The sequence below is a fragment of the Dysgonomonas sp. HGC4 genome, assembly GCF_001261715.1.
Classification (GTDB): domain Bacteria; phylum Bacteroidota; class Bacteroidia; order Bacteroidales; family Dysgonomonadaceae; genus Dysgonomonas_A.
On the sequence record NZ_CVRU01000083.1, the window covers coordinates 45,166 to 71,054 of the forward strand.

The window sequence follows — 25,889 nt, forward strand, 5'->3', positions numbered from 1 at the left end:
AAAAGACCGATATTCTCGGTCTTTTTTTGAATGTAGATTTTATTATTTTATCTCAACAAGTCTACTTCCATTTTCTATTTCTTTTACTGTAACATGTACAGTGTCATGTGGAAGTAATGATTCTATTCTCTCAGGCCACTCAATAAAGCATATGCATCCGCTATAAAAGTAGTCTTCATATCCGAAATCAAAAGCCTCTTCTTCTTTGTTGATTCTGTAAAAATCAAAGTGATATATTAATTCTCCAGAGTCTGCTCTATACTCGTTTATAATTGCAAACGTAGGGCTATTTATAACATCAGTTACTCCAAGCTTTTCGCAGATAGCTTTTATGAAAGTTGTTTTGCCAGCTCCCATTTCTCCATGGAATGCAAAAACGGTATTATCTCCCATTTGTTTAACAAACTCGATGGCGGCATCTGTGATTGTATCCAGCGATTTTATTTCTATAGTCATTATTCGATTCTTCTTAATGTTTATATATCCTGTTGATTTATATTTGTTTATTTGGGTTTTAGAGTAATGAATGGTAATAGCATTTCTTCTATTGAGATTCCCCCATGTTGAAATGTATCAGTGTAATAAGATGTATAGTAGTTGTAATTATTGGGATATGCAAAAAAGTCCTCGTTGAGAGCAAATATGTACTTGCTGCTTAGGTTAGGAGAGGGGAGTCCTATTTGTGTTGGATTCCGGCTTTCATAGACTTTCTTGTAGTCATAGTCAAGATTCTTTCCTACTTTATATCTGAGGTTGGTATTTGTTGCTTTGTCTCCAATTACTTTTAAGGCGTTTTTGACCCGTATGGTTCCATGATCGGTAGTGAGTACAATGTTGTAGCCCATGTTTGCGATATGCTTGAAAAGGTCACTAATGCTTGAGTGTTTGAACCACGATCGTGTAAGTGAGCGATAAGCAGCTTCGTTTGCTGCCAATTCGCGAATCATCTGAGAATCGGTTCTTGCATGCGATAGCATATCTACGAAATTGATAACTATTACATTTAGTTGATTGTTGCTTAATGTGTTTAAGCTTTGTAATAATTTGCTTCCGTATGCAGACGTATGTACTTTATTATAAGAGAATGAGTAATCTTTTCTGAAACGATCTATTTGTGCTTGGATCAATAGATCTTCATTAAGATTCTTTCCTTCATCTTCTATTTCTTCTACCCATAAATTAGGATACATTTGAGATATTTGTAAAGGCATCAATCCGGCAAAAATAGCATTTCGAGAATATTGTGTTGCTGTTGGAAGTATCGAAAGATACATGTCTTCCTCAAAAGTGAAGTCGGGAGCTAACATATCTCTTATGGCTGCCCACTGATCAAGCCTAAAGTTGTCGATAAGAATAAAAAACAGTTTTTCTCCGTTATCTAATCGAGGAAATACCTTTTTTTTGAAGAGATCGGGACTAATAATTGGTCTGTTGTCAGGATCCTGTATCCATGATACGTAATTCTTTTTCACGAATTTGCAAAATGAATTATTAGCATCTAGTTTCTGTGCAACGATCAATTCTAAAAGCGGATTTTGGGTCGCAGTTAGTTCCATTTCCCAAAATACCAGCTTTTTATATACTTCTGTCCATTCCTCAAAAGAGTATGAATCCCCTATTTGCATTCCTATCTTATTGAATTCTTCACGATATCCTTCCAATGTCGCTTCTGATACAATATCGTTTTTATGTAAATTTTTTTTGATAGAGGATAATATCTGGCTCGGATTTACTGGTTTTATTAGGTAATCTGCTATTTTTTTACCTATAGCATCCGTCATAATGCCTTCATCTTCACTCTTGGTGATCATGATTATAGGTATATTCGGATCTATTTCTTTTATCTTGCTTAAGGTTTGTAAGCCTGTAAGTCCGGGCATGTTTTCATCCAGAAATACAAGATTAAATCTTTCTTCTTTACAACAATCTAGTGCATCTTGTCCACTATTGACCGTTACTATTTCATAGCCTTTTTCTTCTAAAAAAAGGACATGAGGGCGGAGCAATTCAATTTCATCATCAGCCCAAAGTATGCGGTATTTTTTCATATAATCTTAATTATCTGTTCTTGAATTTTAGTGCCTTTTTACTCCCTAGCAATCTTTAGAAAGAAAGTGTTAGTGGTTTTTAATATCATAAAAAGGTCTGTGACCTCAAAGTTAAGTATTTCTATAACAAAGTGTATAATTGTGTGAGCTTAAATTATATCTAGTGTTTTTTATTCCAATAAAATATGAAAATAGTAGGGCGTTTTTTTTGATATGTGTCTGATTTATTGTATTTTTGCACCTCGAATTACGAAGAGATGAATGGTCTTCATGTGGTATTATTTTGATACTCACTTGTTTGGCTATTTATTCTTGTCGTATTTGTAATGTAGTATAACCAAATAAAAATTGAATTTTTTAAGTTCTAAAAATTAAAAGAAATGCCTACAATTCAACAACTAGTAAGAAAAGGTCGGGCTGTTTTGGTTGAAAAGAGTAAGTCTCCAGCATTGGATTCTTGCCCTCAAAGAAGAGGTGTTTGTGTACGTGTGTATACAACAACTCCGAAAAAACCAAACTCAGCTATGCGTAAAGTAGCACGTGTGCGTTTAACAAATGGTAAAGAAGTGAATGCTTATATTCCTGGAGAAGGACATAACTTGCAGGAGCACTCTATTGTACTTGTTAGAGGTGGTCGTGTTAAAGATCTTCCGGGGGTACGTTATCACATTGTTCGTGGAACATTGGATACTGCTGGCGTGAATGGTCGTACGCAAAGACGCTCTAAATATGGAGCTAAGAGACCTAAAGCTGGAAAAGCACCAGTTGCACCGGCTAAGGGAGGAAAGAAGAAATAATTTCCAATTCCGATAGTCGACATTTTTAATTAATTCAAGTATTAAAGTGTTTTTAAGTTTATTGGGTAGGCTACTATAAGGTTGAGTAAATGGTTCGGCGGAACCGTTGAAGACAGGGAGATCGGCAACCAAAAACAAGAACAAAATTTTTAAACAAAAATGAGAAAAGCAAAACCAAAGAAAAGACAGGTCCTTCCAGATCCTGTTTTCGGTGATGTAAAAGTTACAAGATTCGTGAATCACTTGATGTACGATGGTAAGAAGAGTACTTCTTATACTATTTTCTACACTGCATTAGAAGTGGTTAAAAACAAACTTCCTAACGAAGAAAAGAGCTCTTTGGAAATTTGGAAAGCAGCTCTAGATAATGTGACTCCTCAGGTAGAAGTGAAGTCTCGCCGTGTAGGTGGTGCAACATTTCAAGTTCCAACAGAGATTCGTGCAGATCGTAAAGAATCTGTGTCTATGAAAAACCTTATCCTTTATGCTCGTAAGAGAGGTGGTAAAACCATGGCTGATAAGTTAGCTGCAGAGATTGTAGATGCTTTCAATAACCAAGGTGGATCGTATAAGAGAAAAGAAGATATGCATAGAATGGCTGAAGCTAACCGTGCATTTGCTCACTTCAGATTTTAATTAAGGAGGTAATATAATACAATGGCAAAAGTTTTAGATAACTTAAATAATACCCGAAATATCGGGATCATGGCTCACATTGATGCCGGTAAAACAACGACATCAGAACGTATTCTTTTCTATACAGGATTGACTCACAAAATCGGAGAAACTCACGATGGTACTGCTACAATGGACTGGATGGATCAGGAGCAAGAGCGTGGTATTACTATCACATCTGCTGCTACTACCACTCAATGGAAGTATGATAATGAGATGTATAAAATCAACTTGATTGATACTCCGGGACACGTTGACTTTACTGTTGAGGTAGAACGTTCGTTACGTGTATTAGATGGAGCAATCGCTACATTTGATGCTGTATCAGGTGTTGAGCCTCAATCAGAAACTGTTTGGCGTCAAGCTGATAAATATGAAGTTCCACGTATTTGTTATGTGAACAAAATGGACCGTTCAGGTGCAAACTTCTTTGAAGTTGTTCGTCAAATTCGTGAAATGTTAGGAGCTAATCCTTGCCCTATTCAAGTACCAGTAGGTGCTGAAGAAAAATTTACGGGTATTGTAGATTTAGTGACTATGAAATCTTATTTCTGGCACGATGAGACTATGGGAGCAGATTATCACGTGGAAGAAATTCCAGCTGATCTGTTAGAAGAAGCTCAAGAGTGGAGAGAAAAAATGTTGGAATCAATCGCGGAATGTGATGATGTTTTGATGGCTAAATTCTTTGATGATCCTTCTACTATAACAGAAGATGAAATTAGAGTGGCTATCCGTAAAGGAACATTGTCAATGCAGATTACTCCAATGTTGTGTGGTTCTTCTTTCAAAAACAAAGGAGTTCAACCTCTATTAGATTCAGTTTGTGCGTACTTACCTAGTCCAATGGATACTCCAGCTATCGAAGGTGTAGATCCAGAGGATTCTGAAAAAGTAATTACTCGTCACCCAAGTCCAGATGAGCCATTTTGTGCTTTAGCATTTAAAATCGCAACTGACCCATTCGTAGGTCGCCTATGTTTCTTCCGTGTTTACTCAGGAGAATTACATGCAGGTTCTTACGTATATAATACACGTTCAGGTAAAAAAGAACGTATTTCTCGTTTGTTCCAAATGCACTCAAACAAACAAAATCCTAAAGAGGTGATTGGTTGTGGTGATATTGGTGCAGGTGTAGGATTTAAAGATATTCGTACTGGAGATACTCTTTGTGACGAAAATAATCCTATTACACTTGAGGCAATGGACTTCCCAGATCCAGTAATCGGTATCTCTATTGAGCCTAAAACTCAAAAAGATGTTGATAAATTGGCTAATGGTTTGGCTAAGTTGTCAGAAGAAGATCCAACATTCCGTGTGCATACTGACGAAGATTCAGGTCAAACTATCATCGAAGGTATGGGTGAGCTTCACCTTGACGTTCTTATTGAGCGTTTGAAACGTGAGTTTAAGGTAGAATGTAATCAAGGACGTCCTCAGGTATCTTATAAAGAGGCAATCACTGAAACAGTTGAGCTTCGCGAAGTTTATAAGAAACAATCAGGAGGTCGTGGTAAATTTGCTGATATCATTGTTAAGGTTGGTCCTGCAGATGCAGAATTCGAGGGTTCACTTCAATTCGTAGATGAAGTAAAAGGTGGTAATATTCCTAAGGAATTTATACCTTCAGTTCAAAAAGGATTCTTGAACTCTATGAAGAATGGTGTTCTTGCTGGATTTGCTATGGATAAGATGAAAGTTACTTTGATTGACGGATCGTTCCACCCTGTGGATTCAGATCAGTTGTCATTTGAACTTTGTGCTAGATTTGCATTCAAATCAGCATCAGAAAAAGCTCGTCCTGTATTACTTGAGCCAATCATGAAACTTGAGGTGGTAACACCAGAAGAGAGCATGGGTGATGTAATTGGTGACTTGAATAAGCGTCGTGGACAAGTAGAAGGGATGGAATCAAGCCGTTCTGGAGCTCGTATTGTTAAAGCAAAAGTTCCATTAGCTGAAATGTTCGGTTATGTAACTTCATTGAGAACTATTACTTCGGGTCGTGCTACATCAGCAATGGTGTTTGATCACTATGCAGAAGTATCTTCTTCTATCGCTAGACAAGTCTTGACTGAATGTCAAGGTCGAGTAGATCTTATTAAATAAGAAAAACTGTTTTGCAAACTGTGATTAGTAAATGACTCTTAATTGCAGTTTGCATTACTATATAAAAACAACCCTTAATTTAAAAGACTGAAATGAGTCAAAAAATTAGAATCAAACTGAAATCTTACGATTACAACCTGGTTGACAAATCAGCTGAAAAAATCGTGAAGACAGTTAAAGCTACGGGTGCTGTAGTAAGTGGACCAATTCCATTGCCTACTCACAAGCGTATTTTTACTGTTAACCGTTCGACTTTCGTAAACAAAAAGTCACGTGAACAATTCGAATTATCTTCTTATAAAAGATTGATCGACATCTATAGCTCAACAGCTAAAACTGTAGATGCTTTGATGAAGCTTGAATTGCCAAGTGGTGTAGAAGTAGAAATTAAAGTTTGATAAACACGTAAATCAATTAAAGAAATGCCAGGATTATTAGGAAAAAAAATCGGAATGACATCCGTTTTCAGTGTCGAGGGAAAAAATGTTCCATGCACTGTTATCGAAGTGGGTCCTTGTGTTGTTACTCAAGTGAAGACTGCTGATAAAGATGGTTATGAGGCTGTTCAGTTAGGTTTTGTTGATGCAAAAGACAAACATACTAGCAAACCTCTACAAGGTCACTTTAAAAAAGCAGGAGTAACACCTAAGAGACACTTGGCTGAGTTCAAAGGATTTGAAGAAAGCTACAAGTTAGGCGATGTAATAACTGTAGATTTGTTGGAGGAAAATGGCTTTATCGATGTTATTGGAACATCAAAAGGTAAAGGTTTTCAAGGTGTTGTTAAACGCCACGGTTTTGCCGGGGTTGGTCAAGCAACATTAGGACAGCATAACCGTTTGCGTGCACCAGGTTCTATCGGAGCTTGTTCTTATCCTGCTAAGGTGTTCAAAGGAACAAGAATGGGTGGACAAATGGGTAACGTTCGTGTTACTGTTCAAAACTTACAAGTTATTAAAGTGATCGCTGAGCATAATCTTTTATTAGTAAAAGGTTCTGTTCCAGGAAGCAGAGGTTCAATCGTATTAATTGAAAAATAATGGAACTTAGTGTATTTAACATAAGCGGTAAGGATACCGGCAAGAAAGTATCGTTGGACGATGCTATCTATGGAATTGAGCCTAATGACCACGTTCTTTGGTTAGATGTAAAGCAGTATTTGGCTAATCAACGTCAAGGTACTCACAAATCTAAAGAAAGAAGTGAATTGTCGGGTAGTACACGTAAGCTAATCAAACAAAAAGGTGGAGGTGGAGCTCGTCGTGGCGATATCAAATCTCCAATCTTAGTTGGTGGTGCTCGTGTTTTTGGTCCTAAACCAAGAGATTATAGCTTTAAATTGAACAAGAAAGTTAAAGTTCTTGCTCGTAAATCGGCATTAGCATACAAAGCTAAAGACAATCAAATCGTAGTAGTTGAGGATTTCAACTTTGAAACTCCAAAAACTAAAGATTTTATTGCTTTGACTAAAAGTTTGCAAGTGGCTGATAAAAAGGTAGTTTTGGTTTTGTCGGATCAAAATAAAAACGTATATTTGTCGGCTCGTAATTTAGAGCGAGTTAAAGTTGTAACTGCTTCTGAGATAAATGCTTATACTATCTTGAATTGTTCAAGCCTAGTTTTAGCAGAATCTTCGGTAGCGGTAATTGATAAACTTTTAAAAGCATAAGGAGGTAAAAAATGGGTATTTTAATTAAACCAATTCTAACAGAAAAACAAACAGCGATTTCTGAAAAATTTCCGAATCGTTATGGTTTTCGTGTTGCTCCTAGTGCAAATAAGGTTGAGATCAAAAATGCAATAGAGCAAATTTACGGAGTTAAAGTGGAAGATATAAACACTATGAACTATGCTGGAAAACGCAAAAGCCGTTTTACTAAAGCTGGTGTAGTTAGTGGAAAAACTCCTGCTTACAAGAAAGCAATCGTAACCTTGAAAGAAGGTGAAGTAATAGACTTTTTTAGTAATATCTAAGATAAAAAATGGCAGTACGTAAATTAAAGCCCACAACACCGGGGCAAAGACACAAAATTATTGGTACATTCGAAGAGATCACTGCAAGTGTACCAGAAAAATCTCTTGTAGTCGGGAAGCATACTTCAGGTGGTCGTAACAATACTGGAAAGATGACTGTTCGCAACGTAGGTGGCGGTCATAAAAGAAAGTACAGACTAATTGACTTCAAGAGAACTAAAGACGGAGTACCTGCTACAGTGGCAACAATTGAATACGACCCGAATCGTTCGGCTCGTATTGCTTTGTTACATTATGCAGATGGAGCAAAAGCTTATATGATTGCTCCTAATGGCCTGCAGGTAGGTCAAACAGTGATGTCAGGTGCTAGTGCAGCTCCTGAGGTAGGAAATGCTTTGCCTTTGGCAAATATTCCTATCGGTACTATAGTTCATAATTTAGAATTACGTCCAGGACAAGGAGCGAAATTAGTTCGTTCGGCAGGAGGATTCGCTCAGTTGACTTCTCGTGAAGGTGACTATGCTATCATCAGAATGCCTTCTGGAGAAACACGTAAAATACTTTCAGCTTGTAAAGCAACTGTAGGTAGTGTTGGTAACTCGGATCATGCACTTGAAAAATCAGGTAAAGCTGGTCGCTCTAGATGGCTTGGAAATCGTCCTCGTGTTAGAGGTGTAGTAATGAACCCTGTCGATCACCCCATGGGTGGTGGTGAAGGTCGTGCTTCAGGAGGACACCCAAGATCACGTAAAGGATTGTATTCTAAAGGTCTTAAAACAAGAGCTCCAAAGAAACATTCTTCTAAGTATATAATTGAAAGAAGAAAGAAGTAACCTGATTTAATTAAAAGAATTATGAGTCGTTCATTAAAAAAAGGCCCGTATATTAATGTTAAGCTTGAGAAAAAAGTTTTGGCTATGAATGAGTCAGGCAAGAAAGCTGTTGTTAAGACATGGGCAAGGGCTTCAATGATTTCACCTGATTTTGTAGGTCATACTATAGCTGTTCATAACGGAAATAAATTTATTCCTGTATATGTAACTGAAAATATGGTAGGTCATAAATTAGGAGAATTTGCTCTAACTCGTACTTTCCGTGGACACGGTGGTAACAAGAAGAGATAATCAAGCAAAAGCCAAAATTTATTCAACAAAAAAGAAACATTAATATAAAATGGGTAAGAGAAAAAGAATAGCAGCGGACGCTAGAAAAGAAGCTAAACAAGCAGTTTCTTTAGCTAAGTTGAACAACATTCCTACTTCGCCACGTAAAATGCGTTTAGTCGCAGACATGGTGAGAGGTATGGAAGCGTTTAGAGCTCTTGGCGTTTTGAAATTCTCAAATAAAGAAGCAGCTGCAAGAGTTGAGAAACTTTTGCGTTCTTCTATTGCTAACTGGGAAGCTAAAAATGAGCGTAAAGCTGAGAGTGGTGAACTTTATGTGTCTTCGATATATGTAGATGGAGGTGCGATGTTAAAAAGACTTCGTCCTGCTCCACAAGGTAGAGGTTACAGAATTCGTAAACGTTCGAATCATGTGACTATTACTGTTGATGCACTTAGTAATAAAAAACAAAATTAATTTAGCCAGATGGGACAAAAAATCAATCCGATAGCGAATCGTTTAGGTATAATAAGAGGATGGGATTCTAACTGGTATGGCGGCAACAACTACGGTGAGACTCTGCTAGAAGATAGCAAAATCCGTAAATACTTGAATGCTCGCCTGGCAAAAGCTAGTGTATCTCGCATAGTAATCGAAAGAACATTGAAACTTGTAACTATTACTGTATGTACTGCACGTCCCGGTATTATTATCGGAAAAGGTGGTCAAGAAGTAGACAAGTTGAAGGAAGAACTAAAGAAAATTACAGATAAAGATATTCAAATCAATATATTTGAAATCAAAAAACCTGAGTTGGATGCTGTAATCGTAGCTAATAATATCGCACGTCAAGTAGAAGGTAAAATCGCTTACCGTCGTGCAATTAAAATGGCTATCGCTTCAACTATCAGAATGGGTGCTGAAGGTATTAAAGTTCAAATCTCTGGACGTTTGAATGGAGCTGAAATGGCTCGTTCGGAAATGTACAAAGAAGGAAGAACTCCACTTCATACATTCCGTGCTGATATTGATTACGCACATGCTGAGGCTTTGACTAAAGTTGGTTTAATCGGAATCAAAGTATGGATTTGCCGTGGAGAAATCTATGGTAAGAAAGACCTTGCTCCATCATTTGTTGTATCTAAAGAACCGTCTTCTTCTCAAAATAGAGGTGGTGGCGATAATCGTAGATCGAACGATGGAAGAGGTTTCAAGAAAGGTAAGAGAAAATAAGAATTAAACATTTGAAAAAAGATGTTACAACCGAAGAAAACAAAATTTAGAAGACAGCAAAAAGGTCGCATGAAAGGTAATGCCCAAAGAGGCAACCAACTTGCTTTCGGTTCGTTCGGTATCAAGACCCTTGAGACCAAATGGATAACCGGACGTCAGATCGAAGCGGCTCGTATTGCTGTGACTCGTTACATGCAACGTCAAGGTCAGGTTTGGGTGAGAATTTTCCCAGATAAACCGATTACAAAGAAACCTGCTGAGGTGCGTATGGGTAAAGGTAAAGGTTCGCCAGAAGGATTTGTGGCACCTGTTACTCCAGGAAGAATGATTTTCGAAATCGAAGGCGTATCTTTTGAAGTTGCTAAAGAAGCATTACGCTTAGCTGCTCAAAAATTGCCAGTAACTACAAAATTTGTAGTACGCAGAGATTATGATTTAACTCAAAATTCTTAAGCACTATGAAGATTGCAGAAGTAAAAGACTTATCCGAAAAGGATTTAGCAGAAAGATTGGATGTTGAGAGATTGGCATTAGATCAATTAGTTTTGAACCACAGTGTGACTCCATTGGATAACCCTGCTAAGATTAAAGAAAAGCGCCGTGATATCGCTCGTATCTTGACAGTGTTGCGTCAAAGAGAAATAAATAAAAAGTAATAAGAGCTGATGGAAACTAGAAATTTAAGAAAAGAAAGAATCGGGGTCGTTTTCAGTAATAAAATGGATAAGACCGTTACTGTTGCTGTAAAATGGAAAGAGAAACACCCTATTTACGGGAAGTTCGTTAATAAAACGAAGAAATTTCATGCTCATGATGAAAAAAACGAGTGTAATATCGGTGATACTGTAAGAATCATGGAGACTCGTCCTTTGAGCAAAACTAAAAGATGGAGATTAATCGAAATAATCGAAAGGGCTAAATAAAATGATACAACAAGAATCAAGATTAGCAGTAACGGATAACAGTGGAGCTAGAGAAGCTCTATGTATCCGCGTACTAGGAGGCACAAGAAGACGCTATGCATCTGTTGGAGATATAATAGTAGTTGCTATCAAAAGTGTGATCCCTTCAAGTGATGTTAAGAAAGGTGCAGTAACTAAAGCAATGGTTGTGCGTACTAGAAAAGAAGTACGTAGAGCTGACGGATCATATATCCGTTTTGATGACAATGCGTGTGTATTGTTGAATGCTGCCGGTGAAATCAGAGGAACTCGTATTTTCGGACCAGTAGCAAGAGAATTGCGATCGGTGAATATGAAGATTGTTTCTTTAGCACCAGAGGTACTTTAATCTAAATAAATCTAGACGGTAATGAGTAAGTTACATATAAAGAAAGGTGACATCGTTTATGTGAACACCGGTACAGACAAAGGTAAGACAGGTCGCGTTGTTAAAGTCATTATTGACAAACAACGTGCCATTGTTGAAGGTCTGAACATGGTATCTAAGCATACTAAGCCTAATGCAAAAAATCCTCAAGGAGGTATTGAGAAAGTAGAAGCTCCTATTCATATTTCTAATTTGAATGTGGTAGATCCTGAATCAGGAAAACCAACAAGAATTGGACGTAAGGAATTGAATGGTAAGCTAGTGCGTTATTCTAAAAAAACAGGGAAGGAGATTAAATAATGAGCAATACAACAACTCTTAAAACAGAATATAAAGATCGTATTGTTTCTTCTCTGATGAAAGAATTCGGTTATAAATCACCAATGCAAGTGCCTGTTCTTAAAAAGATTGTTATCAATCAAGGTTTAGGAATAGCAGTTGCCGATAAAAAGATCATCGAAACAGCAATCAATGAATTGACTGCTATCACTGGTCAAAAAGCTGTAGCAACAGTATCTAAGAAAGATATTTCGAACTTTAAGTTGCGTAAAAAAATGCCTATTGGTGTAATGGTGACATTACGTCATTATCAGATGTACGAATTTTTGGAAAGACTTGTAAAAGTGGCTCTTCCTCGTATTCGTGACTTCAAAGGTATCGAAAGCAAACTTGATGGACGTGGTAACTATACATTAGGTATACAAGAGCAAATCATTTTCCCTGAAATTAATATCGATTCGATTAGTAAGATTCTGGGAATGAATATTACCTTTGTAACTTCTGCAAAAACAGATGAAGAAGGGTATGCTCTTTTGAAAGAATTTGGTTTACCATTTAAGAACGCAAAAAAAGAATTGATATAAGATGGCAAAAGAATCAATGAAAGCCCGTGAGGTTAAAAGAGCAAAATTAGTAGCTAAATATGCAGCTAAAAGAGCTCAGCTGAAGTCAGAAGGAGATTACGAAGGACTTCAAGCTCTGCCAAAGAATGCGTCTCCAGTTCGTCTACATAACAGATGTAGTATGACTGGTCGTCCAAAAGGGTATTTACGCCAATTTGGAATTTCTCGTATTCAATTCAGAGAAATGGCTTCTAAAGGCTTAATACCAGGTATCAAGAAAGCTAGCTGGTAATACAACGAAATTTTTTTTAGAATTAAATATTGTCCCGGGTTCGGGATTAATTTAAATCATTTTATAATGACAGATCCAATAGCAGATTATTTGACGCGCTTGAGAAATGCAATCCTTGCAAAGCACAGAGTGGTAGAAATACCAGCGTCAAATTTGAAAAGAGAAATTACTAAAATTCTCTTTGAAAAAGGCTACATACTTAACTATAAGTTTGTAGAAGAAGGTCCTCAAGGCTCTATAAAAATAGCTTTGAAATATGACCCCGTAAATAAAGTGAATGCGATTAAGAAATTAATTCGTATCTCAACTCCAGGTCTTCGTAAGTATACAGGATACAAAGAGATGCCAAGAGTACTTAACGGTCTTGGTATAGCTGTATTGTCTACCTCTCAAGGTATTATGACTGACAAAGAAGCTCGCGGTTTGAAAGTGGGTGGAGAAGTTTTATGTTATGTTTATTAATTAAGAGGAGGTATACTATGTCAAGAATTGGAAAATTACCTATTACTATCCCTGCGGGAGTTACCGTAAGTGTGGATAAAGACAATTTAGTTACTGTAAAAGGAGCTAAAGGTGAATTAACTCAAAGTGTAAATCCTGATATCAAAGTTTCTGTCGACGGTGAAGTGTTGACGGTTACTCGTCCCACTGACGAAAAAGAGCACCGTGCTTTGCATGGTCTTTACAGATCGTTAATAAATAACATGGTTATTGGAGTTTCTGAAGGATATCGTAAAGAGTTAGAATTAGTAGGGGTTGGTTACCGTGCATCTAATGCAGGGCAACAATTAGACCTTTCTCTAGGTTATACTCACAACATTCATATGTTGTTACCAAAAGAGATAATCATAGAAACTAAATCTGAGAGAAACAAGAATCCTCTAATCATTTTAGAATCTTGCGATAAAGAACTTATCGGTATGGTGTGTGCTAAAATCCGTTCATTCCGTAAACCAGAGCCTTATAAAGGTAAAGGTATTCGTTTTGTGGGTGAAGTTATACGTCGTAAGTCTGGTAAGTCGGCAGGTAAATAATTTACGTAAACTGTAAAAATCATGACAACGAAGACAGATAGAAGAAATAAGATAAAGTTAGATGTACGTAGTAAAATACAAGGTACAACTGAACGTCCACGTTTAACAGTTTTCAGAAGTAACAAGCAAATTTATGCTCAAGTTATTGATGATTTAACTGGAAAAACTTTAGCTTCTGCTTCTTCTCTTAAAATTGGAGATAAAGCTCCTAAAAAAGAGATGGCAGCAAAAGTAGGTGAACTAGTAGCTAAGGCTGCTCAAGAAGCAGGCGTAACATCTGTAGTATTTGACCGAAATGGTTATTTATATCACGGTAGAGTTAAAGAAATGGCAGATGCTGCCCGTAAAGGTGGACTTAAATTTTAATACAAATGGCAGGAATTAATAATAAAGTAAAATCGACCAACGATATCGAATTGAAAGACAGATTGGTGGCTATCAATCGCGTTACAAAAGTAACAAAGGGTGGTCGTACATTCAGTTTCGCTGCTATCGTCGTTGTAGGTAACGAAGATGGTATAGTTGGTTGGGGCTTAGGTAAAGCCGGCGAGGTAACTACAGCCATTGCTAAAGGTGTTGAAGCTGCTAAGAAAAACCTGATAAAAGTTCCAGTATTAAAAGGAACTATACCTCACGAACAACTTGCTCGTTTTGGTGGATCAGAAGTTTTCATCAAACCAGCTTCTCCTGGTACAGGAGTAAAAGCAGGTGGTGCGATGCGCGCCGTGCTTGAAAGTGTTGGTGTAACTGACGTTCTTGCGAAGTCTAAAGGTTCTTCTAACCCTCACAACCTTGTGAAGGCTACAATCGAAGCTTTAGGTGAACTAAGAGATGCTTATACTGTTGCTCAAAACAGAGGAGTATCTATGGCGAAAGTGTTTAAAGGTTAATTTGCAAGAAAATCAAAATTATGGCAACTATTAAAATTAAACAAGTTAGAAGCAGAATCAATAGCCCTATAGATCAAAAGAGAACATTAGATGCTCTAGGGTTGAGAAAATTGAATAGAGTGGTTGAACACGTAGATAATCCAGCAGTTAGAGGGATGATTGAAAAAGTAAAGCACTTAGTTTCTATAGTAGAGTAATAATCTAGTAAAAGATAAAAAATCTAAGCATATGAATTTATCGAATTTAAAACCTGCTGAAGGTTCTACTAAAACAAGAAAAAGAATTGGTCGTGGTACTGGTTCTGGTTTGGGTGGTACTTCAACAAGAGGTCATAAAGGTGCTAAGTCTAGATCGGGTTATTCAAAGAAGATCGGTTTTGAAGGAGGTCAAATGCCTATCCAACGTCGTCTTCCTAAATATGGTTTTAAAAATATCAATCGTATAGAATACAAACCTATTAATTTGAATGTACTTCAAGATTTGGCTGATGCTCAAAAACTAACAAAAATTGATATTCAGACCCTGATCAACGCTGGTTTTGTTTCATCTAAGCACTTAGTGAAGATTTTAGGTAATGGAGCATTAACTGTAAAGTTAGATGTTGAAGCTCATTCTTTCTCTAAGTCAGCAGAAGCTGCTATTACAGCAGTAGGTGGAACCGCAACAAAACTGAAGTAAGATGGGATTTGTAAAAACAATAGAAAATATATGGAAGATTGAGGATCTGCGCAAACGGATTCTCACTACTTTCTTTTTCGTAGTGATCTATCGTTTTGGTACACATGTAGTGTTGCCGGGCGTAAATCCAGCGGATTTGGAAGCTCTTCGCCATAGTGCGTCCGGAGGATTGTTAGGCTTGCTTGACATGTTCTCTGGTGGTGCTTTTGCAAACGCTTCTATTTTTGCATTGGGTATTATGCCTTATATCTCAGCTTCGATTGTAATCCAGCTGTTGGGTATAGCGCTTCCGTACTTTCAAAAACTACAAAAAGAAGGAGAAAGTGGACGTAATAAGCTTAACCAATATACCCGTTATCTGACATTAGTAATACTTCTTTTCCAAGGACCAGCCTATTTATTAGGTGCTTTGGGAGGAGCTGCTCCTGGAGGATTCTGGAGTTTTCTATTGCCTTCAACCATAATTCTGGCAGGGGGTAGTATGTTTGTACTATGGTTAGGTGAGCGTATTACAGATAAAGGTATTGGAAACGGTATTTCGTTTATAATACTTGTTGGTATCATCGCCCGATTGCCTCATGCCTTAGTTGGAGAGTTTACGTCTCGTCTAAGTGACAGTGCTGGTGGTTTGATCGTATTTTTGCTTGAAATGGTATTCTTACTGTTTGTTATTGCAATGGCAATACTTCTTGTACAAGGTACTCGTAAGATACCTGTACAGTACGCAAAACGTATCGTTGGTAATAAACAATATGGTGGTGCACGTCAGTACATCCCATTGAAAGTGAATGCTGCCAACGTGATGCCTATCATTTTTGCTCAAGCAATTATGTTTATCCCTGTTGCTGTTGCCGGATTTTCTACTGCAGATAAATCTGGATGGTTCATGCGTTCTATGACTGATAATACCAGTTGGTTATATTGTCTTATATTTGCTCTATTAATTATAGCATTTACATGGTTTTATACTGCGGTTACTATCAATCCAATACAAATGGCTGATGAATTGAAAAGAAATAATGGATTCATTCCTGGTATTAAACCCGGAAAGAAAACGGCTGATTATATCGATACTATTATGTCTCGTATAACTCTACCCGGTTCATTATTTTTAGCTCTTGTTGCTATCCTACCTGCTTTTGCAAGTTTAATTGGGATTAGTAAAGAATTCTCTCACTTTTTTGGTGGTACTTCTTTATTGATTTTGGTTGGGGTAGTATTGGATACTTTACAACAAATTGAAAGTCACTTGTTGATGAGACATTATGACGGTTTGTTAAAGTCAGGTAGAATAAAAGGTCGTTCAGGCTCGATTGCGGCATATTAAGTAAGTTTAGTATAGATCAATGATTTTCCTAAAAACAGAAGAAGAAATAGAATTAATGCGTGAGAGTAACCGCTTGGTTGGTATGACTCTAGGCGAACTTGCCAAACATATCAAACCAGGGGTTACTACTTTGCATTTGGATAAAATAGCTGAAGAATTTATCAGAAGTCATGGAGCAATTCCATCTTTTAAAGGCTATAAAGGTGCACCAGGTACATTTGATTTTACAGGAAGTATATGTGCTTCGGTTAATGATGTTGTAGTTCATGGTATACCTGGAGGTTATGTTCTTCAAGACGGAGATATAATATCTGTTGATTGCGGAACTGAGAAGAATGGTTTTTGTGGAGATTCAGCCTATACTTTTGCTGTAGGGGAGGTCTCGGAAGAAGCTAAGGCTTTGTTAAGAACCACAAAAGAATCTCTATATAAAGGTATAGAAAAAGCCATCGAAGGTAATCGTGTCGGAGATGTTGGTGAAGCCATTCAGACTTATTGCGAAAAACTACGATATTCGGTAGTGCGTGAATTAGTTGGTCATGGTATTGGACGCAAAATGCATGAAGCACCTGAAGTTCCAAATTATGGAAGAAGAGGTACTGGTCCTTTGTTAAAGAAGGGTATGTGTATAGCTATTGAGCCAATGATTAACCAAGGAAGCAAGAATGTTGTCTTTGAAAGTGATGGCTGGACAGTAAGAACAAAGGATAGAAAATTATCAGCACATTTCGAGCATACAGTTTCGATTCGTGAGGGTAAAGCAGATATCTTATCGACGTTCGAATTTATTGAGGCTGTACTAGGAAATAACGGAATCTAAATTAATTTTTATGGCTAAACAAGCATCAATAGAACAAGATGGCGTAATTATAGAGGCATTGTCTAACGCAATGTTTCGTGTAGAGTTAGAAAATGGACATGAGATTACTGCTCATATTTCGGGGAAAATGCGAATGCACTATATTAAAATATTACCCGGCGATAAAGTAAGAGTTGAAATGTCTCCATATGATTTGACTAAAGGTCGAATCTCTTTCAGATACAAATAAAAAAACAAAATATGAAAGTAAGAGCATCATTAAAAAAGCGTACTGCTGACTGTAAGATCGTCAGAAGAAAAGGTCGCTTATATGTAATAAACAAAAAAAACCCTAAGTATAAACAACGTCAGGGATAATTTACTAATTTTGCAAAAATAATCTAGTATATGGCTATAAGAATAGTTGGTGTCGATTTACCGCAAAATAAGAGAGGCGAAATTGCCTTGACATATATATATGGTATCGGACGTAGTAGTTCTAATAAAATTTTAGAACAAGCAGGTGTTGATAGAGATCTTAAAGTGAAAGATTGGACAGACGAACAAGCTGGTACAATCCGTGAATTAATTTCAAGCCAATTTAAGGTTGAAGGAGATTTGAGATCAGAAGTTCAATTGAACATCAAGCGCCTAATGGATATCGGTTGCTACCGTGGTATCCGTCATCGTATTGGTTTGCCTCTTAGAGGACAAGGTACTAAAAACAATGCTCGTACACGCAAGGGCAAAAAGAAAACTGTTGCAAACAAGAAAAAGGCTACAAAATAATAGTTTGATATGGCAAAAAAAACAGTCGCAGCTAAGAAGAGAAACGTTAAGGTTGATGCAAACGGACAAGTTCATGTGCATTCTTCATTTAACAATATTATTATTTCGATTACAAACAGCGAAGGTCAAGTGATCAGCTGGTCGTCGGCAGGTAAAATGGGTTTTAGAAGTTCTAAGAAAAATACCCCTTATGCAGCTCAGATGGCAGCGTCAGATTGTGCTAAAGTAGCATATGACTTAGGCTTGAGAAAAGTTAAAGTGTTTGTAAAAGGTCCTGGTAACGGACGTGAGTCTGCAATCCGTACAATACATGGTGCAGGTATAGAGGTGTCAGAAATAGTTGACGTTACTCCACTTCCTCACAATGGTTGTCGTCCTCCAAAACACAGAAGAGTTTAATCCCAATTTCTAAGTAGAAACATGAGTTGTGATTGATTGCAAGTAACCCTCTCTGTAATCGCGGCTGCACAATTCTCGCTTCTTTTTAATGTTTTAATTTAAAAAAAATGGCAAGATATACAGGACCAAAATCAAGAATAGCCCGTAAATTCGGTGAGCCTATCTTCGGACCGGATAAAGTTCTTTCTAGAAAGAATTATCCTCCGGGACAACATGGTAATGGTAGAAAGAAAAAGACTTCTGAATATGGTATTCAGTTGCGTGAAAAACAAAAAGCTAAATATACTTACGGAGTATTGGAAAAACAATTCCGTAACTTATTTGAAAAAGCTGCAAGTGCACGTGGTATAACAGGTGAGGTTCTATTACAATTCCTAGAATCAAGACTTGACAATGTTGTATTCCGCTTGGGTATAGCTCCTACAAGAGCTGCTGCTCGTCAGTTGGTTTCACACCGTCATATCTTAGTTGATGGAAAAATTGTAAATATTCCATCATACTCTGTAAAACCAGGGCAAATAATAGCTGTTCGTGAGAAATCAAAATCTTTAGAGGTTATTGATAATGCTTTATCAGGATTTAATCATAGTAAATATCCATGGATAGAGTGGGATAACTCTACTAAATCAGGAAAATATTTACATTTACCTGAAAGAGCAGATATTCCAGAGAACATAAAAGAACAGTTGATAGTAGAATTGTATTCTAAAGATTAATTTCATGGCGATATTAGCATTTCAAAAACCCGATAAAGTATTGATGTTAGAAGCGGACAACTTCTTCGGTAAGTTCGAATTTCGTCCGTTGGAACCTGGCTACGGTATTACTGTAGGTAATGCTCTTCGCCGTATTCTCCTTTCTTCACTTGAAGGTTTTGCTATTACCTCTATTAAAATTGATGGTGTTGAGCATGAATTTGCTACAGTACCAGGAGTTATAGAGGATGTAACAAATATAATCCTGAATCTGAAAAAAGTTCGATTTAAACAAATAGTCGAAGAAATAGAGAATGAGAAAGTAAGCATTACTATTTCGGGTTCGGAAGTGTTCAAAGCTGGAGATATAGGTAAGCATTTATCTGGATTTGAAGTTTTAAATCCCGAACTGGTGGTTTGCCACTTAGATCCAAGTGCGAATCTTCAAATTGAGTTGACCATTAACAAAGGTCGTGGATACGTTCCCGCAGACGAGAATCGTAGTCTTTCCGATGATGTTAATGTAATCGCAATTGACTCTATCTATACTCCGATCCGTAATGTAAAATACTCTATCGAGAACTATCGTGTAGAGCAAAAAACGGATTACGAAAAATTAGTGATAGAAATATCGACTGATGGATCTATACATCCAAAAGATGCACTGAAAGAAGCTGCAAAAATCCTTATTCACCACTTCATGTTGTTCTCTGACGAGAAAATCTTGTTGGAACAAACTGAAACTGATGGTAATGAGGAATTTGATGAAGAAATACTTCACATGCGCCAATTGTTGAAGAGCAAGTTAGTAGATATGAACCTTTCGGTTCGTGCTCTAAACTGTTTGAAATCGGCAGAAGTAGAAACTTTAGGAGAGCTTGTTCAGTTCAATAAGAATGACCTTCTTAAATTCCGTAACTTTGGTAAGAAATCTCTTACCGAGTTAGATGAATTACTAGATAGTCTGAACCTTTCTTTTGGCATGGATATTTCCAAATATAAATTAGATAAAGATTAATAAGCGATGAGACATAATAAAAAATTTAATCACTTAGGTCGTACTAATACGCATAGAAATGCCATGTTATCTAACATGTGTGCTTCTTTAATTATGCATAAGCGTATTTTTACAACTGTGGCAAAGGCTAAAGCTTTAAGAAAAGTTATTGAGCCTATAATTACTAAATCAAAGGAAGATACTACTCACTCAAGACGTTTAGTATTCCAAGATCTTCAAAGTAAGACAGCTGTAACAGAATTGTTCCAAAATGTATCTGTAAAGATAGCAGATCGTCCAGGTGGATATACTCGTATTATCAAAACTGGAAATCGTTTGGGTGACAATGCTTCAATGTGTTTTATTGAATTAGTAGATTATAACGACAATATGTTGAAAGAAACTACTAAAGCTGCAGCTAAACCTAAGACACGTCGTTCTAAAAAGAAAGCTGATGAAGGTACAGAAGTAGCTTCTGAAGTGAAAGAACCTAAAGCTAAAGCGCCAAAAGCAGCTAAAGCTAAAGTGGAAGGTGAAGACAAAAAGACTGAAGAATAATAATAAGATATTACTCTTTTATAAAAGCACTCTCATTTATGAGAGTGCTTTTTTTGTTTAAATTATTCTTTTCTAAACAAAAACAAAACTGTGATAAGAGGTTTTGCTGACAGCATTAAGGGGAGAAGTTGAGATAATAATTATATACTAGAATAGATTTGCTTTAAGCGATTATAATCACTTAACTCTAAGGGATGCGAATTTTGTGAGATAATAGACATAGGGGCTCTATTGTGTGTGAATCTTGAGTATTCACGACTAGTCTCAATAGATATTCTAAAATTTAATTAAGAATATTTACAAAAATCTCCTACCTTATTGGGATATGCTGTTATATAGCGAATAATAATCCTCCAAGAAGACCTAATATTAAGCCTAAAACACTGCTAAATATCGTGATTAATATTGTTTTAAAAATACTAATAAAGAAATGATTATTAAATGTTTGATGGAATGCCCATGCAAAATATAAGAAAGATACAATAGTTGGGAGAAAAAAGTAAAGGGATGTTGATATATAATTGAAAGGAAGAGATATTATTAATAGTATGATTTGGAATCCAATTAGATAAGCATTAATAACTAGATGTTCAAAATAGTTATACTTGCTTTTAAATAATAAGTATGACAATAATGCGTAAAATGGAATAAGTAAATATGTCGTTAATGCATAATGTTTATATAACCAATCAAAGGCTATGTCAGTTATTTTCTGTGATTGAGATGTGTCATTTAAAATTTGAATCTCAGGATAAATACGTAAATAATGGCTTAGCAAACCATATATAGTTGCTAGAATAGTTACAAAGGCAAATGGTTTGAAATGACTAGCTCTCTTCCCCGAAAGATATTCAGTTAATGTCTTTCCTGGTCTTAGAGCCAATTCTTTTATTGTATATAATATACCTTTGTCAACATGAAATATGCTATGTTGAATTTCATGAACTAGGTATTGTAAGTTGATGCGATGAGTATTCATTAATTGCCCACAAGAAGGGCAATATTTGCTATCTGATTGGTTATTGCAATTTTTACAATTCACTATATTCATTGTTATTATTGGCGCTAAGTTTACTTTATTAGAGTTGGATGGTCTGAGAAAGCTAACAATTCTTTATCTCCACGACTATCTCCGTAACCATATAGAACATACTCATCTCGGTTTGGATATTGGGCTATTAGACGATTTACTTTCTCTTGTCCATAGCAGTTCTTAGAGCTGAACACTCCTTCAATTATGTTGTTTTTGACTTCAATTTCAGTGCCAAGAACAGTTTTAATATTCATTTCTGAAGCCCAAGGTTTTATCCAATTTACGATGGAGGCACTTATAATAATAACAATATGATTCTGAGCTTGGTGCCATTTAATCTTTTCTAAGATCTCAGGTCTGACAATCTCTTTTATTCGTTTAGCATAGTCTATGCTAACTTTATTGAACTCCTGAATACTCTTGTCTTTGAAAAAATAAGAAAAGAGCTTTTGTTTTGCTATATCGTTTCTTGTAAAGCCTAATTTGTATGATATGAGTATTGGAGATAATATAATCAACCCTTTAAGTAAGTTGTGTTTTCCTATATAGAATCTAATGAAATCGAACAATGTATCTTTAGTGGTTATTGTTCCATCAAAATCAAAGGCTGCTATTGTTTTATTCTGTAATGACATTATTAAAGAGGCTTTAATATTGATATTGTAATGAAAGATATTATCCAGCATAGAATATCTATTTGCAAGAAACGATCCTTGAGGACTAGTTTAGTGGGGCTATCTCCTTTCTTTTCTACAAAAATAGCTTGAAGATATCTGAATAGTCCAAGTATTACAAATAGTGATGTAATATACATGTATTCACCATTTCGAACAACGATTTCAGGTGATATAGTATACATAATATAACTAAATATAATAATAGTTACAATTGTAATAATCATTGTATTTAGAAATTCAAGGTTGTAGCCTGATATACTTTTGCGTAATTCTTGTCCAGTCTCGCTGTATATTAAAACGTCATTGCGTCTTTTTCCTAATACTAACAATAGAGCCAAAAGGAAGGTTAAAATAATGAGCCAATGCGATAATATAATTGAAGTAACAATGCTTCCAATAAAGAGTCTGATAACAAATCCTATGGCAACAATTGTAACATCAATTATAGCGATTTGTTTTAATTTGAAGCAATAACAGATGTTTAATAAGAAATAGAAAGCCAATAGTGACGATGCAGTATAATCTTCTAAAACAAATAAATAAATTGAGAATCCTGAAATTACAAGAAGTAGACATGTGATAAAGGCATTCCTTATACTAATTGTTCCTGCAGCAAGTGGACGATTCTTTTTTGTAGGGTGCTGTTGATCAAGATGAATGTCTTTCCAGTCATTAATTATATATATTGAACTAGCAATCAGAGAGAAACCAATGAACGCGTAAAATGCGTTTACTATCGCTTCTATATTATAAAAATTAAAAGAAAAGAAGATTGGAGCAAATATGAAGAAGTTCTTAATCCATTGATGAGCACGAAGTAGCTTAAGATATGTATAAAGAGATTGAATCATTTTCTATTTATATTATTGGTTAGAGACATAATTTAAAATGCTAAAATACATCTAATTGATCAATTGAGACTATTATTCAGATACTAATATAATTACTAGGATATATTTCTTAGATCAACAGGATAGTGACTTTTCGCTAAATTTATAAATTCGAGTAAGGATTGAGTGTTATTTATTAATAGAACGATACACATCATAGTTAATAGAATAAGATAAGCTTTAGACCACTTATTCCCTAATGAGGAGTATAGCCAACCAAGTAGTAGTGGAATAACATATATCCAATGTCCTCCATAGATATAAGGCTCAGACGCTCCATATTTTAGGATAATATGTATAAGTATGTCTACGGAAAATAGAGAGGCTATTAAAAGAACTGTCTTATTATGCCTATTTCTAATAATAGAGATTAATAGTAGTAGTACCAATACAGATATGAATATATATTGCCATACTTGATTAAGAAATTTGACCTCTATAAGCTGTAAAGGATAGCTTATCCATTCTAATTGAACAGTTCTAGCATAGAGCTCAGAGAATATAATAGGTGTACCAATAAAAGATGCAATATACTCTAAGTAGGGTGTGTTATTTTGCTCTGTAGACACATATTTTAATCTGGTATCTACTTCATTTAATAAATTAATATTATTGATAAAGAGATATAGGATGGCTGCAATAAGTAGGATAGCTGCTATAATTCCTATCTTTCTAAAAATGAAATGTAATTTATCTTTAGTAAATAAGATTGGAATTATGCCTTTTATTGAGTTTGTTATGGTTATTCCACCTAAAATAATTGTAAAAATTAAGTTGGGTAGAAGTCTAACTTGCTTATTTGTGACAATGCAATGTGAATAATAATAAACCATAAAACTCAATAGAAATATAGATATAGTATATGTCTCAGTTGTAAAGCTTAAAATCAAATTTGTGAAAAAGATACTATAAAATACAATCAGTAGATATACAATATAGCCTTTTAAGCTAACAATCTCTTTGAGATATCTATATACATATATAATAGACATAGATATGAGAAAATTACATAACATCGTTAGTATGTATGTTTTGATTTTGTAATTTCCGACTAAAACCGTGATATTGTCGAGAATGTATATAATCGGGACACAAAATAACTTAAGAAGAGGATGAATACTGTTCTGATAGCTTTTTCCCTGATGGAATATAAAACCGGCATCAAAGCTAAAATAAAGATCACATTGTTTTAAAGAATAATCTTGTATTGATGTTCCATGAGCAATCATAAATCCAAAGAATCCATAGAAAGAAAAGAGAAATATGAAGAGTATTATTTCTTTTTTATCTTTAGGAAGCAATAAATTTAGAATGTTCTTTATTTGTTCAAAATTTGCTGTCCAGTTCCATTTTTCTAATAGTGCTGACATATTAATTAATTTGTCCTTCAACTTGCAGGGAAGAGTTCTTGTGCAAGCTTAATGAAAGTATTCATTTGAGTAATATTATTGACACAAAGAGCAATGAATAGTAAGGATAATAGGATTTCTAAAGCTTTTTGTTGAGCAGTCTTCAAAGATTTGTATAGCCATCCAATTAATACGGGAATAATAAAGATCCAATGTCCGCCATATATTATTCCTTCATTAATTCCATATTTCATGATAACATGTATAAATATATCTACCATAAAAAATAATATAGGGATGTATATTAATTTGTTTTTATAGTTTAAGATACTCCCTCCAATCATAAATATAAATATTAATGATACTATTAGGTATTGCCACCACCCCGTGTAAAAATCTGTAGAAATAACTTCAATAGGTCCTCCATAATAACCTGATTTTATAATTTCAGGAAAGAGGATAGCTGCGCCCCAAAAGAAATCAATAATGTACTTATAAACAAGAGTTGAATCAATAATAAAAAGATCGAGTCGGTTCTGAATATTCGAGAAAATATTCTCTTTGATTTCTAGGACAATAAGTATAGATATGAATATGGCACTGATTATCGAAACTCTTTTTATGATTAACTTTAGATCATTAGGAATAAATAAAATAGGAATTAAGCCTTTTACAAAATTAGTAATTGTTATTCCTCCTAATGATATTGCAAGTATAATATTTATAGAGAAAGGAGTTGCTAATTGATTTTTAATTCTATACGAATAGTAATATAAGCTAAATGTGAGAAGGAATAATGAATATGTGTACGATTCGAATGTAAATGATAAGATTATAAATGTGGATGTAGTTGCATAAAAAGAGATCAGAAGATATGTAATATAGCCATTTAAGTTTATAATCTCTTTTAGATAACGATATATATAGATAATGGATGAGCTAACTAAATATGTGCAAACTAATACAAGAAAAAGAGCCTTCGCTTTAACTGTTGCGAATGTTAAATTAAATATAATCCCAACATAAATAACTGGAAACGTAAATAATGCCATTAGAGGATGACCCTCTAAATTTTGAAATCCATGATGAGATATTAGAGCATTATCAAAAGAAAAATATGCATCGGTTTTTACTGTTGGTTGGTCTGTTATATTTGTAGCTAAAGCCATGAATGTGGCTAATGCTCCATAAATTAAAAAGAAAACAATAAAAAGAGTAACTTCAGATTTACCTCTTGGGAAAAATAATCTGAACATTTTCTTTAGTTGAGTTAAGTCTTCTTTATAATTCCAACCCTTTAAAAGTGATAGCATATTGTGGTGTGTAAAAATAGTGCAGCAGAATATAATTGATTCTGCTGCAAAATATTTG

At 35.3% G+C, this 25,889-nt stretch carries 40 protein-coding genes; 33 read left to right on the forward strand and 7 right to left on the reverse strand.

Going from position 1 to position 25,889, the window contains the following annotated elements; genetic code table 11:
* Positions 1-42: 42 nt before the first annotated feature.
* Positions 43-456 (reverse strand): tRNA (adenosine(37)-N6)-threonylcarbamoyltransferase complex ATPase subunit type 1 TsaE, encoded by a 414-nt coding sequence (gene tsaE / locus HGC4_RS08370; protein WP_050709680.1) that lies wholly within the window; start codon positions 454-456, stop codon positions 43-45.
* 47 nt (positions 457-503) lie between these two features.
* Positions 504-2,048 carry a T9SS response regulator signal transducer PorX gene (locus HGC4_RS08375; RefSeq protein WP_050709681.1) on the reverse strand — a complete coding sequence of 515 codons (1,545 nt, stop codon included), beginning with the start codon at positions 2,046-2,048 and terminating at the stop codon, positions 504-506.
* A 380-nt stretch (positions 2,049-2,428) separates the two neighbouring features.
* On the opposite strand from HGC4_RS08375, the gene rpsL reads away from it, so the two are divergent.
* The 33 genes from rpsL (at position 2,429) to rplQ (ending at position 20,569) form a co-directional block, all read left to right on the forward strand.
* Positions 2,429-2,845, forward strand: coding sequence for a 30S ribosomal protein S12 (gene rpsL, locus HGC4_RS08380; RefSeq protein WP_050709682.1), 417 nt, complete (start codon positions 2,429-2,431; stop codon positions 2,843-2,845).
* A gap of 159 nt (positions 2,846-3,004) precedes the next feature.
* Positions 3,005-3,481 (forward strand): 30S ribosomal protein S7, encoded by a 477-nt coding sequence (gene rpsG, locus HGC4_RS08385; protein ID WP_050709683.1) that lies wholly within the window; start codon positions 3,005-3,007, stop codon positions 3,479-3,481.
* Positions 3,482-3,502: 21 nt separating this feature from the next.
* Positions 3,503-5,629 carry an elongation factor G gene (gene fusA / locus HGC4_RS08390; protein WP_050709684.1) on the forward strand — a complete coding sequence of 709 codons (2,127 nt, stop codon included), beginning with the start codon at positions 3,503-3,505 and terminating at the stop codon, positions 5,627-5,629.
* Between the two features lie 92 nt (positions 5,630-5,721).
* A complete protein-coding gene (gene rpsJ, locus HGC4_RS08395; RefSeq protein ID WP_026626968.1) occupies positions 5,722-6,027 on the forward strand; it encodes a 30S ribosomal protein S10 in 306 nt (101 codons plus the stop codon).
* A gap of 24 nt (positions 6,028-6,051) precedes the next feature.
* Positions 6,052-6,669 carry a 50S ribosomal protein L3 gene (gene rplC, locus HGC4_RS08400; protein ID WP_050709685.1) on the forward strand — a complete coding sequence of 206 codons (618 nt, stop codon included), beginning with the start codon at positions 6,052-6,054 and terminating at the stop codon, positions 6,667-6,669.
* Positions 6,669-7,298 carry a 50S ribosomal protein L4 gene (gene rplD, locus HGC4_RS08405; protein ID WP_050709686.1) on the forward strand — a complete coding sequence of 210 codons (630 nt, stop codon included), beginning with the start codon at positions 6,669-6,671 and terminating at the stop codon, positions 7,296-7,298. Before rplC ends, rplD begins: the two co-directional genes overlap by 1 nt.
* A gap of 11 nt (positions 7,299-7,309) precedes the next feature.
* Positions 7,310-7,603: a 50S ribosomal protein L23 gene (rplW, locus tag HGC4_RS08410; RefSeq protein ID WP_050709687.1), complete on the forward strand. Its 294-nt coding sequence runs from the start codon at positions 7,310-7,312 to the stop codon at positions 7,601-7,603.
* A gap of 8 nt (positions 7,604-7,611) precedes the next feature.
* Complete coding sequence (rplB, locus tag HGC4_RS08415; protein WP_050709688.1) at positions 7,612-8,436, forward strand: 50S ribosomal protein L2; 825 nt, start codon at positions 7,612-7,614, stop codon at positions 8,434-8,436.
* 21 nt (positions 8,437-8,457) lie between these two features.
* A complete protein-coding gene (rpsS, locus tag HGC4_RS08420; protein WP_029903251.1) occupies positions 8,458-8,727 on the forward strand; it encodes a 30S ribosomal protein S19 in 270 nt (89 codons plus the stop codon).
* Between the two features lie 49 nt (positions 8,728-8,776).
* A complete protein-coding gene (rplV, locus tag HGC4_RS08425) occupies positions 8,777-9,184 on the forward strand; it encodes a 50S ribosomal protein L22 (RefSeq protein WP_050709689.1) in 408 nt (135 codons plus the stop codon).
* 9 nt (positions 9,185-9,193) lie between these two features.
* Positions 9,194-9,940 (forward strand): 30S ribosomal protein S3, encoded by a 747-nt coding sequence (rpsC, locus tag HGC4_RS08430; protein ID WP_050709690.1) that lies wholly within the window; start codon positions 9,194-9,196, stop codon positions 9,938-9,940.
* A gap of 21 nt (positions 9,941-9,961) precedes the next feature.
* Positions 9,962-10,393 carry a 50S ribosomal protein L16 gene (gene rplP / locus HGC4_RS08435; RefSeq protein WP_050709691.1) on the forward strand — a complete coding sequence of 144 codons (432 nt, stop codon included), beginning with the start codon at positions 9,962-9,964 and terminating at the stop codon, positions 10,391-10,393.
* Between the two features lie 5 nt (positions 10,394-10,398).
* Positions 10,399-10,596 (forward strand): 50S ribosomal protein L29, encoded by a 198-nt coding sequence (rpmC, locus tag HGC4_RS08440; RefSeq protein WP_050709692.1) that lies wholly within the window; start codon positions 10,399-10,401, stop codon positions 10,594-10,596.
* 9 nt (positions 10,597-10,605) lie between these two features.
* Complete coding sequence (rpsQ, locus tag HGC4_RS08445) at positions 10,606-10,863, forward strand: 30S ribosomal protein S17 (RefSeq protein WP_050709693.1); 258 nt, start codon at positions 10,606-10,608, stop codon at positions 10,861-10,863.
* Between the two features lies 1 nt (position 10,864).
* Positions 10,865-11,230, forward strand: a complete 366-nt coding sequence (rplN, locus tag HGC4_RS08450) for a 50S ribosomal protein L14 (RefSeq protein ID WP_050709694.1) — start codon at positions 10,865-10,867, stop codon at positions 11,228-11,230.
* Between the two features lie 21 nt (positions 11,231-11,251).
* Entirely contained in the window at positions 11,252-11,569 is a 318-nt protein-coding gene (rplX, locus tag HGC4_RS08455) for a 50S ribosomal protein L24 (RefSeq protein WP_050709695.1), read from the forward strand.
* Positions 11,569-12,132 carry a 50S ribosomal protein L5 gene (gene rplE / locus HGC4_RS08460; RefSeq protein WP_050709696.1) on the forward strand — a complete coding sequence of 188 codons (564 nt, stop codon included), beginning with the start codon at positions 11,569-11,571 and terminating at the stop codon, positions 12,130-12,132. Before rplX ends, rplE begins: the two co-directional genes overlap by 1 nt.
* A 1-nt stretch (position 12,133) precedes the next feature.
* Positions 12,134-12,403: a 30S ribosomal protein S14 gene (rpsN, locus tag HGC4_RS08465; protein ID WP_050709697.1), complete on the forward strand. Its 270-nt coding sequence runs from the start codon at positions 12,134-12,136 to the stop codon at positions 12,401-12,403.
* A 66-nt stretch (positions 12,404-12,469) separates the two neighbouring features.
* A complete protein-coding gene (gene rpsH / locus HGC4_RS08470) occupies positions 12,470-12,865 on the forward strand; it encodes a 30S ribosomal protein S8 (RefSeq protein ID WP_050709698.1) in 396 nt (131 codons plus the stop codon).
* Between the two features lie 17 nt (positions 12,866-12,882).
* A complete protein-coding gene (rplF, locus tag HGC4_RS08475) occupies positions 12,883-13,437 on the forward strand; it encodes a 50S ribosomal protein L6 (protein ID WP_050709699.1) in 555 nt (184 codons plus the stop codon).
* Between the two features lie 21 nt (positions 13,438-13,458).
* Positions 13,459-13,803, forward strand: coding sequence for a 50S ribosomal protein L18 (rplR, locus tag HGC4_RS08480; RefSeq protein ID WP_050709700.1), 345 nt, complete (start codon positions 13,459-13,461; stop codon positions 13,801-13,803).
* Between the two features lie 5 nt (positions 13,804-13,808).
* Entirely contained in the window at positions 13,809-14,327 is a 519-nt protein-coding gene (gene rpsE, locus HGC4_RS08485) for a 30S ribosomal protein S5 (RefSeq protein ID WP_050709701.1), read from the forward strand.
* A 20-nt stretch (positions 14,328-14,347) separates the two neighbouring features.
* Positions 14,348-14,524 carry a 50S ribosomal protein L30 gene (rpmD, locus tag HGC4_RS08490; protein WP_050709702.1) on the forward strand — a complete coding sequence of 59 codons (177 nt, stop codon included), beginning with the start codon at positions 14,348-14,350 and terminating at the stop codon, positions 14,522-14,524.
* 31 nt (positions 14,525-14,555) lie between these two features.
* Entirely contained in the window at positions 14,556-15,005 is a 450-nt protein-coding gene (rplO, locus tag HGC4_RS08495) for a 50S ribosomal protein L15 (protein WP_050709703.1), read from the forward strand.
* 1 nt (position 15,006) lies between these two features.
* The gene (gene secY, locus HGC4_RS08500; protein ID WP_050709704.1) at positions 15,007-16,332 is read left to right on the forward strand and encodes a preprotein translocase subunit SecY; all 1,326 of its coding nucleotides are present in this window, start codon (positions 15,007-15,009) and stop codon (positions 16,330-16,332) included.
* A gap of 19 nt (positions 16,333-16,351) precedes the next feature.
* Complete coding sequence (gene map / locus HGC4_RS08505; RefSeq protein ID WP_050709705.1) at positions 16,352-17,152, forward strand: type I methionyl aminopeptidase; 801 nt, start codon at positions 16,352-16,354, stop codon at positions 17,150-17,152.
* A 10-nt stretch (positions 17,153-17,162) separates the two neighbouring features.
* A complete protein-coding gene (gene infA, locus HGC4_RS08510; protein ID WP_050709706.1) occupies positions 17,163-17,381 on the forward strand; it encodes a translation initiation factor IF-1 in 219 nt (72 codons plus the stop codon).
* 11 nt (positions 17,382-17,392) lie between these two features.
* The gene (ykgO, locus tag HGC4_RS18420; RefSeq protein WP_006800238.1) at positions 17,393-17,509 is read left to right on the forward strand and encodes a type B 50S ribosomal protein L36; all 117 of its coding nucleotides are present in this window, start codon (positions 17,393-17,395) and stop codon (positions 17,507-17,509) included.
* 30 nt (positions 17,510-17,539) lie between these two features.
* Complete coding sequence (gene rpsM, locus HGC4_RS08515; RefSeq protein ID WP_050709707.1) at positions 17,540-17,920, forward strand: 30S ribosomal protein S13; 381 nt, start codon at positions 17,540-17,542, stop codon at positions 17,918-17,920.
* A gap of 9 nt (positions 17,921-17,929) precedes the next feature.
* Positions 17,930-18,319, forward strand: a complete 390-nt coding sequence (gene rpsK, locus HGC4_RS08520; protein ID WP_050709708.1) for a 30S ribosomal protein S11 — start codon at positions 17,930-17,932, stop codon at positions 18,317-18,319.
* 107 nt (positions 18,320-18,426) lie between these two features.
* Positions 18,427-19,035 (forward strand): 30S ribosomal protein S4, encoded by a 609-nt coding sequence (gene rpsD, locus HGC4_RS08525; protein ID WP_050709709.1) that lies wholly within the window; start codon positions 18,427-18,429, stop codon positions 19,033-19,035.
* A gap of 4 nt (positions 19,036-19,039) precedes the next feature.
* The gene (locus HGC4_RS08530; protein ID WP_050709710.1) at positions 19,040-20,032 is read left to right on the forward strand and encodes a DNA-directed RNA polymerase subunit alpha; all 993 of its coding nucleotides are present in this window, start codon (positions 19,040-19,042) and stop codon (positions 20,030-20,032) included.
* Positions 20,033-20,038: 6 nt separating this feature from the next.
* The gene (rplQ, locus tag HGC4_RS08535; RefSeq protein ID WP_050709711.1) at positions 20,039-20,569 is read left to right on the forward strand and encodes a 50S ribosomal protein L17; all 531 of its coding nucleotides are present in this window, start codon (positions 20,039-20,041) and stop codon (positions 20,567-20,569) included.
* A 331-nt stretch (positions 20,570-20,900) separates the two neighbouring features.
* Here the strand turns inward: rplQ and HGC4_RS08540 are convergent, their stop codons facing one another.
* From HGC4_RS08540 to HGC4_RS08560, 5 genes are all read right to left on the reverse strand, one after another.
* The gene (locus HGC4_RS08540) at positions 20,901-21,620 is read right to left on the reverse strand and encodes a DUF3667 domain-containing protein (protein ID WP_082204121.1); all 720 of its coding nucleotides are present in this window, start codon (positions 21,618-21,620) and stop codon (positions 20,901-20,903) included.
* A gap of 20 nt (positions 21,621-21,640) precedes the next feature.
* The gene (locus tag HGC4_RS08545) at positions 21,641-22,237 is read right to left on the reverse strand and encodes an HAD family hydrolase (protein ID WP_050709742.1); all 597 of its coding nucleotides are present in this window, start codon (positions 22,235-22,237) and stop codon (positions 21,641-21,643) included.
* A gap of 2 nt (positions 22,238-22,239) precedes the next feature.
* Positions 22,240-23,130 carry a decaprenyl-phosphate phosphoribosyltransferase gene (locus HGC4_RS08550; RefSeq protein WP_082204122.1) on the reverse strand — a complete coding sequence of 297 codons (891 nt, stop codon included), beginning with the start codon at positions 23,128-23,130 and terminating at the stop codon, positions 22,240-22,242.
* Positions 23,131-23,225: 95 nt separating this feature from the next.
* Complete coding sequence (locus tag HGC4_RS08555; protein WP_050709713.1) at positions 23,226-24,539, reverse strand: DUF6080 domain-containing protein; 1,314 nt, start codon at positions 24,537-24,539, stop codon at positions 23,226-23,228.
* Between the two features lie 17 nt (positions 24,540-24,556).
* Positions 24,557-25,831 (reverse strand): DUF6080 domain-containing protein, encoded by a 1,275-nt coding sequence (locus HGC4_RS08560; protein WP_157258198.1) that lies wholly within the window; start codon positions 25,829-25,831, stop codon positions 24,557-24,559.
* Positions 25,832-25,889: the final 58 nt, after the last annotated feature.